12 protein-coding genes are annotated in these 11,866 nt (G+C 60.0%); 8 read left to right on the forward strand and 4 right to left on the reverse strand.

Translation table 11 applies throughout. The features are described from left to right. The first annotated feature begins 110 nt into the window (after nucleotides 1–110). Nucleotides 111–335, forward strand: a complete 225-nt coding sequence (locus TX23_RS09640) for a DUF1127 domain-containing protein (RefSeq protein WP_057701980.1) — start codon at nucleotides 111–113, stop codon at nucleotides 333–335. Here TX23_RS09640 and TX23_RS09645 read toward each other — a convergent pair whose 3' ends face one another. Beyond that, entirely contained in the window at nucleotides 336–1,628 is a 1,293-nt protein-coding gene (locus tag TX23_RS09645) for an NAD(P)/FAD-dependent oxidoreductase (RefSeq protein WP_057701981.1), read from the reverse strand. 115 nt (nucleotides 1,629–1,743) lie between these two features. On the opposite strand from TX23_RS09645, the gene TX23_RS09650 reads away from it, so the two are divergent. Then, nucleotides 1,744–2,097, forward strand: coding sequence for a YkgJ family cysteine cluster protein (locus tag TX23_RS09650; protein ID WP_005792472.1), 354 nt, complete (start codon nucleotides 1,744–1,746; stop codon nucleotides 2,095–2,097). 132 nt (nucleotides 2,098–2,229) lie between these two features. Here the strand turns inward: TX23_RS09650 and TX23_RS09655 are convergent, their stop codons facing one another. Then, nucleotides 2,230–2,718, reverse strand: coding sequence for an Lrp/AsnC ligand binding domain-containing protein (locus tag TX23_RS09655; protein WP_003176896.1), 489 nt, complete (start codon nucleotides 2,716–2,718; stop codon nucleotides 2,230–2,232). A 156-nt stretch (nucleotides 2,719–2,874) separates the two neighbouring features. On the opposite strand from TX23_RS09655, the gene dadA reads away from it, so the two are divergent. The 6 genes from dadA to TX23_RS09685 all read left to right on the forward strand — a co-directional run bounded on the left by dadA (nucleotide 2,875) and on the right by TX23_RS09685 (nucleotide 8,972). Next, entirely contained in the window at nucleotides 2,875–4,176 is a 1,302-nt protein-coding gene (gene dadA, locus TX23_RS09660) for a D-amino acid dehydrogenase (protein ID WP_057701982.1), read from the forward strand. Further along, the gene (locus tag TX23_RS09665; protein ID WP_005792470.1) at nucleotides 4,148–4,501 is read left to right on the forward strand and encodes a RidA family protein; all 354 of its coding nucleotides are present in this window, start codon (nucleotides 4,148–4,150) and stop codon (nucleotides 4,499–4,501) included. The genes dadA and TX23_RS09665 overlap by 29 nt, the downstream gene beginning before the upstream one ends. A 79-nt stretch (nucleotides 4,502–4,580) precedes the next feature. Further along, a complete protein-coding gene (gene alr / locus TX23_RS09670) occupies nucleotides 4,581–5,654 on the forward strand; it encodes an alanine racemase (RefSeq protein ID WP_057701983.1) in 1,074 nt (357 codons plus the stop codon). Nucleotides 5,655–5,770: 116 nt separating this feature from the next. Next, the gene (locus TX23_RS09675) at nucleotides 5,771–6,319 is read left to right on the forward strand and encodes a cupin domain-containing protein (RefSeq protein WP_005792468.1); all 549 of its coding nucleotides are present in this window, start codon (nucleotides 5,771–5,773) and stop codon (nucleotides 6,317–6,319) included. A gap of 181 nt (nucleotides 6,320–6,500) precedes the next feature. Next, nucleotides 6,501–6,911: a c-type cytochrome gene (locus TX23_RS09680; RefSeq protein ID WP_057701984.1), complete on the forward strand. Its 411-nt coding sequence runs from the start codon at nucleotides 6,501–6,503 to the stop codon at nucleotides 6,909–6,911. A 138-nt stretch (nucleotides 6,912–7,049) separates the two neighbouring features. Further along, nucleotides 7,050–8,972, forward strand: coding sequence for an acetyl-CoA hydrolase/transferase C-terminal domain-containing protein (locus tag TX23_RS09685; protein WP_057701985.1), 1,923 nt, complete (start codon nucleotides 7,050–7,052; stop codon nucleotides 8,970–8,972). A 116-nt stretch (nucleotides 8,973–9,088) separates the two neighbouring features. Here TX23_RS09685 and TX23_RS09690 read toward each other — a convergent pair whose 3' ends face one another. Then, nucleotides 9,089–9,661 carry a xanthine phosphoribosyltransferase gene (locus TX23_RS09690; RefSeq protein ID WP_003195447.1) on the reverse strand — a complete coding sequence of 191 codons (573 nt, stop codon included), beginning with the start codon at nucleotides 9,659–9,661 and terminating at the stop codon, nucleotides 9,089–9,091. A 58-nt stretch (nucleotides 9,662–9,719) separates the two neighbouring features. After that, on the reverse strand, nucleotides 9,720–11,729 hold the full coding sequence (gene rep / locus TX23_RS09695) for a DNA helicase Rep (RefSeq protein ID WP_005792464.1): 2,010 nt from the start codon (nucleotides 11,727–11,729) through the stop codon (nucleotides 9,720–9,722). Between the last annotated feature and the right edge of the window lie 137 nt (nucleotides 11,730–11,866).

Raw genomic sequence — 11,866 nt, forward strand, 5'->3', positions numbered from 1 at the left:
CCTTAGGCAGTATCTGTATGGATTTAATAAAAACTGGCTGGATCTGTAATGGTTTTGCCCGTGCCTTCATCCTAGTCACTCAAGGCAAAAAGCCAACGAGGGGCAGCAAAATGAACGGCATGAGCGATGTGCGGCTGGCGTTACACAGTCAAGAGCTGGAAGCAGGGCAGGAGCGGGCGACGGCTGCGCCTGTCGGCAGCCGCTGGAGCCTGTTCTGGCAACGTCGTCACACGCGCAAGGCGTTGCTTACGCTGACCCGCGAGCAGCTGCTCGACGTGGGCTTGACCGCTGAACAGGCGCGCCAGGAAGGCTTGAAGCCGTTCTGGCGCAGTTGATCACACCAGTTCTTTGAGACGGTGCCAAAGCATCCCCAGCGCCAGCAGCGGTGAACGCAGGTGTTTGCCGCCGGGGAAGGTGATGTGCGGCACTTGGGCAAACAGGTCGAAACGCCCTTGTTGCTGGCCGCTGATGGCTTCGCCGAGCAATTTGCCTGCAAGGTGCGTGGCGTTCAGGCCGTGGCCCGCGTAAGCCTGGGCGTAATACACATTGGGTTGATCCGCCAACCGGCCAATCTGCGGCAGGCGGTTGGCGCCGATGCCGATCATGCCGCCCCATTGGTAGTCGATCTTCGCGTCGGCCAGTTGCGGGAATACCTGCAACATTTTCGGTCGCATATAAGCGCCGATATCCTTGGGATCGCGCCCGGAATAATGGCAGGCGCCGCCGAACAACAGGCGGCGATCGGCGGACAGGCGGAAATAATCCACCGTCACGCGCTGGTCACACACCGCCATATTCTGCGGCAGCAGGCGGGTCGCCTGGGCTTCGCTCAATGGCTCGGTGGCGATGATGTAGCTGCCGGCCGGTAGTACCTTGCCACTGAGCTGCGGGTTGAGCCCATTGAGGTAGGCGTTGCAGCACAGTACCAGGGTGGTGGCACGTACATGGCCCTGGGCGGTGTGCACCTTGACCTCGGGGCCGTAATCGATGCGCGTCACTTCAGACTGCTCGAACAGCTTCACGCCCAACTGCTGCGCGGCGGCCGCCTCGCCCAGTGCCAGGTTCAGTGGGTGCAGGTGACCTGAACCCATATCGATCATGCCGCCCACGTAGCGCCCAGAGCCGATCACGCTGCTCATTTGGCTGGCTTGCAGCAGGCGCACCTCGTGGCGGTAGCCCAGGTTGCGCAGTTCTTCGGCGTCTTCGGCCAGGCCCAGCAAGTCACGGGGTTTGTTGGCCAGATCGCAATAGCCCCAGGTCAGGTCGCAAGGGATCTGGAAGCGCTCCACGCGTTCACGCACGATCTCCACGGCCTCCAGGCCCATCAGCTTCATCTGACGCACGCCGTCACTGCCGATCACAGGGGTGAACTGATCCAGCCCGTGGCCCACGCCGCGAATCAACTGGCCGCCATTACGCCCGCTGGCGCCCCAGCCGATTCGGCGCGCTTCCAGCACCACCACGCTGAAGCCGCGCTCGGCCAGCTCCAAAGCCGTGTTGAGCCCGGAATACCCTGCGCCAATCACGCATACATCGGCGCGCAGCTCGCCTGTCAACGCCGGGTATTCGGAGTGCGGCACGCTGCTGGCGGCGTAGTAGGACGCGGTGTGCCGGGCGCTGGCGGTCATGGGGAGGCTCCCTGTTTGGAAAATTTGACGCAGGATACAGCGGTCCGATGAAGCTGTCTGCGCGCGGCGTTTTGCGTCAGAATCCACGCCTATTCGCCGTTCGGTATGGGTTTCGATGAGTTGCAACAGTCAGAAAGTCAGCGCGCTGCGCAGGCAGATTCCGTCATTTGAATGTGTCCCGGGTTGCCACGACTGCTGTGGGCCAGTGACCACTTCGCCTGAGGAAATGTCGCGCCTGCCGCGCAAGACGGCCGCCGAACAGGAGGCCGCCATGGATGAGCTGAACTGCGTGCACCTGGGGCCCCATGGGTGCACGGTGTATGACGAGCGGCCACTGATCTGTCGCCTGTTCGGCACCACCAAGACCTTGCCGTGCCCCAATGGCAGGCGGCCGGTGGAGCTGATTCATCCGCGGGTGGAGAAGCAGATTCATGAGTACATGGCGAGTACCCGGCAGGTGTTGGTCTAGCGGATGTACTCGGTTAAAACTGTGGGAGCTGGCTTGCCTGCGATAGCGGTGGGTCAGCTAACGCCTATGCCTCTGAACCGACGCTATCGCAGGCAAGCCAGCTCCCACATTTGACCGTGTTGTGTCACTGGGTCAGTCAGGGATCGGCAGGTTCAGGCTCTCTTTCACCTCTTCCATCACGATATAGCTCTTGGATTCGCGCACATGGGGGAGCTTGAGCAGGATGTCGCCGAGCAACTTGCGGTACGAGGCCATCTCCGAGATACGCGCCTTCACCAGGTAGTCGAAGTCCCCCGACACCAGGTGGCACTCCAGCACGTGAGGCAGTTTCAGCACGGCGCGGCGAAATTCCTCAAAGGTGTCACCCGACTTGTAATCCAGGCTGATCTCGACAAACACCAGCAAACTGCCCTTCAAATGCTGCGGGTTGAGCCGTGCGTTGTAGCCCATGATGATCCCTTCGCGCTCCAGGCGCCGCACCCGCTCGGTACAGGGTGTGGTGGACAACCCGACCTTTTCCCCCAACTCCGTGAACGAGATGCGCCCGTCGGTTTGCAGGATGCGCAGGATATTGCGGTCGATCTTGTCCAGCTCCCGCTTGGTCTGGGTGTTGGTACGCATAGGGGATACGCCTCTGTGAAAAGGGTTTTTGCCAAGAATTGTCGCCAAATATAGGCATTTATATAGTGAAATGCACTGGTGATTGTTTTTTACACTGCGCCCATCATTGCTCGAATAACACACGTCAGCGGCTAAGCCCGTGATGAGGATATAAAAATGCGCGTTCTGGTCTTGGGTAGCGGTGTCATTGGGGTGACCAGTGCCTACTATTTGGCGCGGGCCGGCTTCGATGTTGTGGTGGTCGACCGTCAGCCTGCCGCTGCCATGGAAACCAGTTTCGCCAACGCCGGCCAGGTGTCCCCTGGTTATGCCTCGCCATGGGCCGCGCCGGGCGTGCCGCTCAAGGCGATCAAGTGGCTGCTGCAACGCCACGCGCCGCTGGCGATCAAGGCGACCGCCGATATCGATCAGTACCTGTGGATGGCGCAGATGCTGCGCAACTGCACGGCCAGCCGCTATGCGGTGAACAAGGAGCGCATGGTGCGCCTGTCCGAGTACAGCCGCGACTGCCTTGACGAATTGCGCGCCGAGACCGGCATTGCCTACGAAGGGCGCAGCCTCGGGACTACCCAGCTGTTCCGCACCCAGGCCCAACTCGATGGCGCCGCCAAGGACATCGCCGTGCTGAAAGAGTCCGGCGTGCCCTTCGAATTGCTCGATCGCGCCGGCATTGCCCGTGTGGAGCCGGCCCTGGCCAGCGTCACCGATATCCTCGCTGGTGCCTTGCGCCTGCCGAACGACCAGACGGGCGATTGCCAGATGTTCACCACGCGCCTGGTCGAAATGTGCAAACAATTGGGCGTGGAATTCCGCTTCGAACAAGACATCCAGCGCCTGGACTACGCAGGCGACCGCATCAATGGTGTGCTGATCGACGGCAAGCTGGAAACCGCCGACCGTTATGTCCTGGCCCTCGGCAGTTACTCGCCCAAGTTGCTCAAGCCATTGGGGATCAAGGCGCCGGTGTACCCGCTCAAGGGTTATTCGCTGACTGTGCCGATCACCAACCCGGCAATGGCGCCGACCTCGACCATTCTCGATGAAACCTACAAAGTCGCGATCACCCGTTTCGACAACCGCATTCGGGTCGGCGGCATGGCTGAAATAGCCGGTTTTGACCTGTCGCTGAAGCAGCAAAGACGTGAAACCCTGGAGATGATCGTCAACGACCTTTATCCTCAGGGCGGTGATTTGGCCCAAGCCAGTTTCTGGACCGGACTGCGCCCGACCACACCCGACGGCACGCCGATTGTCGGTGCCACCCCATTCAAGAACCTGTTCCTGAATACCGGCCACGGCACACTTGGTTGGACCATGGCTTGTGGCTCTGGCCGCTTGCTGGCTGACCTGATGGCGAAAAAAACGCCGCAGATCAGCGCCGCAGGCCTCGATATTTCCCGTTATGGCAATCACCAGGAGTCCGCACAACATGTCAATCCAGCGCCAGCTCACCAATGAGCGCATGAGCCAGATCGTTGTTCATAGCGGTACCGTGTATCTGGCCGGGCAAGTCGGCGACGATCTGAGCGCCGGGATTGAACAGCAAACCCGTGAAACCCTGGTCAATATCGAGCGTTTGCTGGACCTTGCCGGTACCGACAAGTCCAGGTTGCTGTCGGTGACCATCTACCTGAAGGATATCGATGCCGACTTCGCCGGCATGAACGCGGTGTGGGACAAATGGCTGCCCAAAGGTGTCGCCCCGGCCCGCGCCACGGTTGAAGCCAAGTTGTGCGAACCGCAAATTCTGGTGGAGCTGTCCGTCGTGGCAGCGCTGCCTTAACAACGATCCCTCTCCCGGCGCCGACGTTGTTGGTCGGCACCGGTTTTTTCTTTAATTTGCTGCCTAGAAGCCTGCCGTCATGCGTCCAGCCCGTGCCCTGATCGACCTTCAAGCCCTGCGCCACAACTACCAATTGGCCCGTGAAGTCACGGGTGCCAAGGCGCTCGCCGTAATCAAGGCGGATGCCTACGGCCATGGTGCCGTGCGCGTGGCCCAGGCACTGGAAGCCGAAGCCGACGGGTTTGCCGTGGCGTGCATCGAGGAAGCCCTGGAGCTGCGTGCCGCCGGCATTCGCGGGCCGGTGCTGTTGCTGGAAGGTTTTTTCGAGGCGGACGAGTTACCGCTGATCATCGAACAGGATTTGTGGTGTGTGGTGCATTCGTTGTGGCAGCTTGAGGCCATCGAGCAGGCCAGCCTGAGCAAGCCGCTGACCGTGTGGCTCAAGCTGGACTCGGGCATGCACCGTGTCGGCTTGCATCCCAAGGATTATCAAGAGGCTTATCAGCGTCTGCTGGCCAGCGGCAAAGTCGCCAGGATCGTGTTGATGAGCCATTTTGCACGCGCCGATGAGCTCGATTGCGTCAGCAGCAACGAACAAGTCACGGTATTCGAAGCGGCCCGCCAAGGCTTGTCGGCCGAAGTCAGCCTGCGCAATTCCCCATCTGTATTGGGCTGGCCAAGCGTGGCCAGCGACTGGGTACGCCCAGGCATCATGCTCTACGGCGCAACGCCATTTGGCGAAGACCAGGCCTTTGCCGCACGGTTGCAGCCGGTGATGACCCTGGAGTCCAAAATCATCTGTGTACGCGAACTGCCGGCTGGCGAACCCGTGGGCTATGGCGCCAGGTTCGTCACGCCCAAGCCGATGCGCATCGCAGTGGTTGCCATGGGCTATGCCGACGGTTACCCCCGTCACGCGCCAACCGGTACGCCGGTGCTGGTGGCGGGACAGCGCAGCCAATTGCTGGGGCGGGTGTCGATGGACATGCTGTGTGTCGACCTTACCGACGTACCCCAGGCAGGCCTGGGCTCAACCGTGGAGTTGTGGGGCAAGAACATCCTCGCCAGTGACGTCGCCACTGCTGCCGACACCATTCCCTACCAGATTTTTTGCAACCTGCGTCGGGTGCCAAGGCTCTATCACGGCGCTTGATGGCCGGGTACGAATGCAGCTGTCCGGGATTTAGGCCCAAGTGTTGTAAATACTGAACGCTGTCGCCATGATAACGCTCAATTACAACAAAGCCTGAATCCTAGGAGGCTCCTGCATTGGACGTCGGCGAACGACTGCAATCCATCCGTAAACTCAAAGGTCTTTCCCAGCGCGAGCTTGCCAAGCGCGCGGGCGTCACCAACAGCACCATTTCGATGATCGAGAAAAACAGCGTCAGCCCCTCGATCAGCTCCCTGCGCAAGGTGCTGGGTGGTATCCCCATGTCCATGGTCGAGTTCTTTTCCGAGGAGATCCTCCAGGAAATACCGACGCAGATCGTCTATAAAGCCAATGAGCTGATCGACATCTCTGACGGTGCCGTCACCATGAAACTGGTGGGCCGGGCGCACCCGAGCCGGGCCATCGCCTTTCTCAATGAAATTTACCCGCCGGGCGCCGACACGGGCGAAGAAATGCTCACCCACGAGGGCGAGGAAACCGGGATCCTGTTGGAAGGTCGTCTGGAATTGGTGGTTGGTCTTGAAACTTTTGTGCTCGAAGCTGGCGATAGCTACTACTTTGAAAGCACCAAGCCTCATCGTTTTCGCAACCCGTTCGATGTGCCGGCGCGACTAATCAGCGCAGCCACGCCCGCGAACTTTTAACAAAAGAGGCGCCCTGCCAGCGTTGCAGAGGCGCCCATAGCTGTATCCGTGCGGCTGAATCTCCCTTTATTTAATAGGGTTGTTTCGGCGGCCCGGGCTAACCGTTATACTTTCGCCGCCTGCGAAACCGTGGCCGCAGGCGTGAATAGCCACCATTGAGGGTGAACGCGTGAACCTAATTATGAAAATGCTGGCTGCACCAGCAACAGTACTGGCCCTATGGGCTGTCAGCGCTCAAGCTGCGACCAATGACGACATTGCCAAGCGCCTGGAGCCTGTGGGCCAGGTTTGCGTCCAGGGTCAGGAGTGCAAGGGCATGGAAGTGGCCGTTGCGGCAGGTGGCGGCGGTGCGAGAACCCCGGACGAGATCATCGCCAAGCACTGTAACGCTTGCCACAGCACTGGCTTGTTGGGCGCACCGAAAATCGGTGATACCGCCGCATGGAAAGAGCGCGCAGACCACCAGGGCGGTCTCGATGGCATCCTGGCCAAGGCGATCACCGGTATCAATGCCATGCCGCCTAAGGGCACCTGCGCTGATTGCTCGGATGACGACCTCAAAGGCGCCATCAAGAAGATGTCCGGGCTCTGATCGGCTGATCTTCGTCAAAAATGCCGCTTACGAGCGGCTTTTTTGTGCTCGCGATTTATGTTTCGACGCTGTTCATTGCAGCAAAGACCCGGCAAGCTCGGTCCAACCCCAATTCACGGAACGTTCGGGAGCAGTCGGATGGTGCAGTTGTGTTCAATCGAGCAAGCAGTTGACGACGTATTGGCGCGGTTGCCGGCGCATATCCATATGGGTATGCCGCTGGGCCTGGGCAAGCCCAATCTGTTTGCCAACGCGCTGTACCGGCGTATCGCCAAACTGCCGGAGCGGGCGCTGACCATTTACACCGCTCTGAGCCTCGGCCGCCCCACAATGGGCGATGGTTTGCAAAAGCGTTTCATCGAACCCTTCATCGAGCGGGTATTTGGCGACTATCCAGAGCTGGATTTCCTCGCTGACCTGCACAAGGACAGCCTGCCGAAGAATATTCAGGTGCAGCAGTTTTTCATGCAGCCCGGCAGCCTGCTTCATAGCGCCTCGGCGCAGCAGGACTACGTCAGCAGCAACTACAGCCATGCGGCTCGCGACATCAATGCCGCCGGCCTGAACCTGGTGGCGCAACTGGTTGCCAGCAGCCCCGAGCATCCCGATCGACTGAGCCTGAGTTGCAACCCGGATATCACCCTCGACCTGCTGCCGATGATTGCCAAGCGCCGCGAGGCCGGGGAAACCATCCTGGTGGTGGGTCAGGTCCACACTGAGTTGCCCTACATGCCCGGTGATGCCGAGCTGGGCATGGATGAATTCGACTACCTGCTCGATGAAAAAGACAGCACCACGTTGTTCTCCACGCCGAATATGCCGGTGGGTTTCCAGGATCATTTTATTGGCCTGCACGCCAGCACCCTGGTGCGTGACGGCGGCACCTTGCAGATTGGCATTGGCTCCATGGGCGATGCGCTGACCGCCGCCTTGCTGGCGCGCCAGGCCGATAACGAAGCCTATCGATTGCTGTTGACGGACCTGGATGTTTATCAGTGGGCGCCACTGATCAGCCGAGAAGGCGGGGTCGAGCCTTTCGCTCGGGGCCTTTACGGTTGCAGTGAGATGTTCGTCAACGGGCTGTTGGTTCTGGCGGATGCGGGCATTGTGCGCCGCAAGGTCTACCCGGATGTTGCAACTCAGAGGCAGGCCAACGCAGGCACCCTGGACGATGCGGCGCAACCCGATGGCGTGTCGATCCACGGTGGCTTCTTCCTGGGACCGCGCAGTTTCTACCAGCGCTTGCAGGAAATGACCCACGCCAAGCGTCTCGAATTCAACATGACCGGCATCAGCTATATCAACGAGCTGTATGGCCAGGAAGAGCTCAAGCGCCTGCAGCGCCTGGATGCGCGGTTTATCAACAGCGCGATCATGGTGACATTGCTCGGTGCCGGTGTGGCCGACCAACTGGAAGATGGTCGCGTGCTCAGTGGTGTGGGTGGGCAGTACAACTTCGTTGCCCAGGGGCATGCGCTGGACGGTGCGCGTTCAATCCTGATTTTGCGCAGTTGGCGTGAGTCGGCGGGAGAGGTCAGTTCCAATATCGTTTGGGAATACGGCCACTGCACCATTCCCCGGCACCTGCGCGATATTGTCATTACCGAGTACGGCATTGCCGACTTGCGCGGGCAGACGGATGCCAAGGTGATTGAGGCGCTGCTTAACATCACCGACTCGCGTTTTCAGGGGGACTTGATCGAGCAGGCGCAAAAGGCCGGCAAGCTGCCCAAAGATTTCCAGTTGGATCCGCGCTTTGCGGACAACACGCCGCAGCGGCTCCAGGCGATTCAGGCCAGGCACCGTCGCTTGTTTCCCGAATACCCCCTGGGCAGTGACTTCACGGATGAGGAGCGGGACTTGTTGCGGGCGCTGAACTGGCTCAAGAGCAAATTCAAGCTCACGGAAATTCTGGAGTTGGGCAAGGCGGCACTCGACGCGCCGGAGCCGGAGGCGTTTCCCGAGCATTTGCAGCGGATGCGCTTGGATAAGCCGGAGGGCATCAAGGAAGACCTGTATCAACGCTTGCTGCTGGCCGGACTGCAGGCCACCGCCCACTGACAGCGCAACGCAAAACCTAATGTGGGAGCTGGCTTGCCTGCGATGAGGGCCTGTCAGTCGACATCTCTGTCGACTGACACACCGCTATCGCAGGCAAGCCAGCTCCCACACAGTGATTACTCGATAAAGGTCACGACACCACCGGCCAGCGACTTCACCCGCGCCAGCGATTCAACCCGATAACCCTGCGCATCCAGCTCCGCACGCCCACCCTGGAACGACTTCTCGATCACGATGCCCAGGCCGGCCACGGTTGCGCCAGCTTGCTTGATGATCGAAATCAGCGCCTGGGAAGCCTTGCCGTTGGCCAAAAAGTCATCGATCACCAACACGCGGTCGCTGCTGGTCAGGTGGCGTGGGGAGATCGCCACGGTGCTTTCGGTTTTCTTGGTGAAGGAATACACCGTGGCCGACAGCAGGTTTTCCGTGAGGGTCAACGACTGCTGCTTGCGCGCAAAGATCACCGGCACGCCCAGGTTCAGCCCGGTCATGATCGCCGGGGCGATACCCGAGGCTTCGATGGTGACGATCTTGGTGATCCCCGAATCCTTGAACAGCGCGGCGAATTCGTCGCCGATCAGTTTCATCAGCGCCGGGTCGATCTGGTGGTTCAAAAAGGCATCGACCTTCAGAACCTGATCGGAAAGCACGATGCCCTCTTCGCGAATTTTCTTGTGCAGTGCTTCCACGGAAAGCTTCCTCTGATGGCGCAGCAGGCGCCGAAAGTAGATTAAAAAGTAGTCGATTCTAGCGCTTTAGCATCGCGCGTATATCCGCCAGGGCAGTGTTGCCGCGAACGGCCTTCACCTCGGTGGGGGTGTCGTCATTGCCTTCCCAGGCCAGGTCATCCGGCGGCAACTCGTCGAGGAACCGGCTGGGCGCACAATCGATGATTTCGCCGTATTGCTTACGCTTGGCGGCGAAGGTGAAGGCCAGGGTCTGACGTGCGCGGGTAATGCCCACGTAGGCCAGGCGCCGTTCTTCCTCAATGGTGTCGGCTTCGATGCTGGAGCGGTGCGGGAGGATTTCCTCTTCCATGCCCATGATGAACACGTAGGGAAACTCCAGGCCCTTGGAGGCATGCAAGGTCATCATCTGCACGCCTTCGGCACCGTCTTCCTCTTCCTGCTGGCGCTCAAGCATGTCGCGCAGCACCAGCTTGCCGATGGCGTCCTCGACGGTCATTTCGCCGTCTTCGTCTTTTTCCAGGGTGTTCTTCAGCGCTTCAATCAGGAACCAGACGTTGCCCATGCGGTAATCCGCAGCCTTGTCGCTGGAGCTGTTGGTGCGCAGCCAGTTTTCATAGTCGATGTCCATGACCATGCTGCGCAGGGCGCTGATCGGGTCTTCGCCGGCGCACTGCTCGCGCACCTTGTCCATGAAACGCTTGAAGCGCGACAGGCGATCGGTGAAGCGCGTATCCAGGTGTTCGCCCAGGCCGATTTCGTCGGTGGCGGCATACATGGAAATCTTGCGTTCGGTGGCGTAGTTGCCGAGCTTTTCCAGGGTGGTGGAGCCGATTTCCCGGCGCGGTACGTTGATCACGCGCAGGAAGGCGTTGTCGTCGTCCGGGTTCACGATCAGCCGGAAGTAGGCCATCAGGTCTTTTACTTCCTGGCGTCCGAAAAAGCTGTTGCCGCCCGACAGGCGATACGGCACCTGGTGGTGCTGCAGTTTCAGCTCGATCAGCTTGGCCTGGTAGTTGCCGCGGTACAGGATCGCAAAGTCGCTGTAGGGCCGGTCGGTACGCAGGTGCAGGCTGAGGATCTCCACGGCCACGCGCTCGGCTTCGGCGTCTTCGTTGCGGCAGCGGATCACGCGGATCTCATCGCCATGGCCCATCTCGCTCCACAGTTGTTTTTCAAACTCGTGGGGGTTGTTGGAGATCAGCACGTTGGCGCAACGCAGGATGCGGCTGGTGGAGCGATAGTTCTGCTCCAGCATCACGACTTTCAGCGACGGGTAGTCTTCCTTGAGCAACATCAGGTTTTCCGGGCGGGCGCCGCGCCAGGCGTAAATCGACTGGTCGTCGTCGCCCACCACGGTGAACTGGTTGCGCGTACCGATCAGCAACTTCACCAGCAGGTATTGGCTGGCGTTGGTGTCCTGATATTCGTCCACCAGCAGGTAGCGCACCTTGTTTTGCCACTTCTCCAGGATGTCCTTGTGTTCCTGGAACAGCTTGACCGGCAGCAGGATCAGGTCGTCGAAGTCCACTGCGTTGAACGCCTTGAGCGTACGCTGATAGTGGGTGTAGACGATGGCGGCGGTCTGCTCCTTGGGGTTGCGTGCGGCTTCCAGGGCTTCGGCGGGCAGGATCAGGTCGTTTTTCCACGAGCCGATCATGTTCTTGATTTCGTCTACGCCGTCGTCGCCCGCGTATTCCTTCTGCATGATGTCGGTCATCAGGGCCTTGACGTCGGTCTCGTCAAAGATCGAGAAGCCGGGCTTGTAGCCCAGTCGCACATGCTCCTTGCGGATGATGTTCAGGCCCAGGTTGTGGAAGGTGCACACGGTGAGGCCGCGGCCTTCGCCGCCTTTGAGCAGGGTGCCGACCCGCTCTTTCATTTCCCGCGCCGCCTTGTTGGTAAAGGTCATGGCGACAATGTACTGGGCGCGGATGCCGCAGTTCTGGATCAAGTGCGCGATCTTGCGCGTGATCACGCTGGTCTTGCCGGAGCCTGCACCGGCGAGCACCAATAGAGGGCCGCCGACGTAGTTCACGGCTTCTTGCTGCCGGGGATTGAGTCGGGACATACGGAATTTTAGGGGTCGTTGTTCAAAAGGGCGGGCATTTTAACAGGCTGGAAAGATTCTGCCGCCATAGAACGACGGTGTGACGTACCACTCGATCTAAATTTGCCGGTTTTGCTACTTTGCCGCAGGATGTGGAG

Origin of the sequence: Pseudomonas paralactis (genome assembly GCF_001439735.1) — a bacterium.
Lineage (GTDB): Bacteria > Pseudomonadota > Gammaproteobacteria > Pseudomonadales > Pseudomonadaceae > Aquipseudomonas > Aquipseudomonas paralactis.

Bases quoted from the DNA above. Each gene is read 5' to 3' on its own strand.
- TX23_RS09640 (WP_057701980.1), top strand. From the start codon at position 111: ATGAACGGCATGAGCGATGTGCGGCTGGCGTTACACAGTCAAGAGCTG.
- TX23_RS09645 (WP_057701981.1), bottom strand. From the start codon at position 1,628: ATGACCGCCAGCGCCCGGCACACCGCGTCCTACTACGCCGCCAGCAGC.
- TX23_RS09650 (WP_005792472.1), top strand. From the start codon at position 1,744: ATGAGTTGCAACAGTCAGAAAGTCAGCGCGCTGCGCAGGCAGATTCCG.
- TX23_RS09655 (WP_003176896.1), bottom strand. From the start codon at position 2,718: ATGCGTACCAACACCCAGACCAAGCGGGAGCTGGACAAGATCGACCGC.
- dadA (WP_057701982.1), top strand. From the start codon at position 2,875: ATGCGCGTTCTGGTCTTGGGTAGCGGTGTCATTGGGGTGACCAGTGCC.
- TX23_RS09665 (WP_005792470.1), top strand. From the start codon at position 4,148: ATGTCAATCCAGCGCCAGCTCACCAATGAGCGCATGAGCCAGATCGTT.
- alr (WP_057701983.1), top strand. From the start codon at position 4,581: ATGCGTCCAGCCCGTGCCCTGATCGACCTTCAAGCCCTGCGCCACAAC.
- TX23_RS09680 (WP_057701984.1), top strand. From the start codon at position 6,501: ATGAAAATGCTGGCTGCACCAGCAACAGTACTGGCCCTATGGGCTGTC.
- TX23_RS09685 (WP_057701985.1), top strand. From the start codon at position 7,050: ATGGTGCAGTTGTGTTCAATCGAGCAAGCAGTTGACGACGTATTGGCG.
- rep (WP_005792464.1), bottom strand. From the start codon at position 11,729: ATGTCCCGACTCAATCCCCGGCAGCAAGAAGCCGTGAACTACGTCGGC.